Annotated in this window: 1 protein-coding gene; it reads left to right on the top strand. The window is 64.2% G+C overall.

The features are described from left to right. On the top strand, window positions 1-338 hold a 338-nt coding region (locus EN852_RS41400), incomplete at both ends, for a hypothetical protein (protein ID WP_189546525.1).

Below are 338 nucleotides of genomic sequence, written 5' to 3'. Positions count from 1 at the left end.
GTGAGCGGCGGCACGGCGGCAGTCAGCTATTCGGGCAGCGCCACCATGTCGGCCGCCGCCGGCACAGCCCTTGAAGTCCAGAACCGATTGGCCGGGGCCGGGCTCGTCTCGTTGAGCGGCAACCTGACGTCCAATGGCAACGGTATCTACCTGAACAACAATACCGGGGGTACAGTGACCGCCTCGGGGGCATCCAACAATTTCACCGGTGCGGGTTCCGGCGTTACGATAGTCAACAACACCGGCGGCACCTTCAACATCAACGGCGCAAGCTATACCATCGCTATGAGCTCGACCGGCGCGGGCGTCGCGATCAGCGGCAACAGCGCCCCTGTGGC

It is taken from the genome of Mesorhizobium sp. M2E.F.Ca.ET.209.01.1.1, from assembly GCF_004010375.2.
GTDB lineage: Bacteria > Pseudomonadota > Alphaproteobacteria > Rhizobiales > Rhizobiaceae > Mesorhizobium.
The sequence above is the reverse complement of the archived record's forward strand: the minus strand, read 5'-3'. Positions and strand labels throughout refer to the sequence as shown.